The sequence below is a fragment of the Streptomyces sp. NPDC002130 genome (genome assembly GCF_040296465.1).
Lineage (GTDB): Bacteria > Actinomycetota > Actinomycetes > Streptomycetales > Streptomycetaceae > Streptomyces.
Map to the genome: position 1 here is coordinate 1 of NZ_JBEOXI010001236.1, position 1,054 is coordinate 1,054.

Genomic DNA, 1,054 nt, shown 5'->3' on the forward strand with positions numbered 1-1,054 from the left:
GACAAGACACTGACAGCTCCGGCCGACATGGTTGTCGTCGCGTCGGGAGTGTCGGCACAAGCGCCTCTGGCCGACGCACTGATCGGCGTCGTCTCGGACGTGCACGTGGTCGGTGACGCGGTGAACGTCGACTACATCGAGGGTGCGATGCACACGGCGTGGAAAGTTGCGATGGACCTGTAGTTCAGCTTCAGGTAGCGCTTTGTGCCGCAACGATGTCCGGCCACCATCGGGCCGCGACATCGGGGTGCGCGCGTAGTCGACTCTTGAGGGCGTTCGCCCCGTAGGAATCGTGGATCGGGTTGTTCGCGTCCACGGTGACGCCGGTGGCGCGCGCCGCCAGCTCGGGCGGTAGGTCGAACTCCGGGATCTGCGCTGCGTAGTTCGGGTTGAAGAAGAACGGCACCGAAATACGTTCGCCGTCGCCCTCGGGTGAAACTACCCGGTGCACAGTCGCTTTCAAGTAACCGCCGGTAGCGACCTCGAGCAGTTCGCCGATGTTGACCACCAGCGCCCCGTCGATCGGCGGTGCGTCGATCCAGTCGCCGTCGTGCTCGACCTGCAGACCGCCCTTGCCCGGTTCGACATAGAGCAGAGTCAGCACACCCGCGTCCTTGTGCCCGCCGACGCCCTGGGAGCCGGCACCTTTCGGGCGGCCAGGGTAACGCACGACCTTGATGAGGATCGACGGATCGTGAGCGAACGCGTCGTCGAAGATGTTCGCATCCTGGCCCAGCGCTACCGCCCATTCGCGCAGGAGGCTCAATGCGATCGAGGTGAGCGTGTCGTTCCACTCGGTGATGACGTCGCGGAGTTCGGGAAGGGCATCGGGCCACTGGTTGGGGCCCTGCAGGATCTCCCAGGCCGGTGAGGTGTCGGTGCGCTCGGCCGCGGGCTGTTCGGCGCCGATGTCGATCTGCTCGCGCCAGTCCTGCTTGCCTTCGGTCAGTTCGCCGCCGAGCCTGGTGTACCCACGGAAGTGCGGGCTGCGGACGTTCTCGATCGCGAGCTTCTCGGCAGTCGGTAGCGCGAAGAACTCGCGGGCGACGGCGAG

Annotated in this window: 2 protein-coding genes; one reads left to right on the top strand and one right to left on the bottom strand. The window is 65.7% G+C overall.

The annotated features are described in order from the left end of the window. Positions 1-183, top strand: a 183-nt coding sequence (locus tag ABT116_RS49900) for a hypothetical protein (protein WP_351648389.1), incomplete at its 5' end; no start/stop codon positions are given. Positions 184-190: 7 nt separating this feature from the next. On the opposite strand, the gene ABT116_RS49905 is transcribed toward ABT116_RS49900, so the two are convergent. Beyond that, a partial coding sequence (locus tag ABT116_RS49905; protein ID WP_351648392.1) for an isopenicillin N synthase family dioxygenase occupies positions 191-1,054 on the bottom strand: 864 nt, incomplete at its 5' end.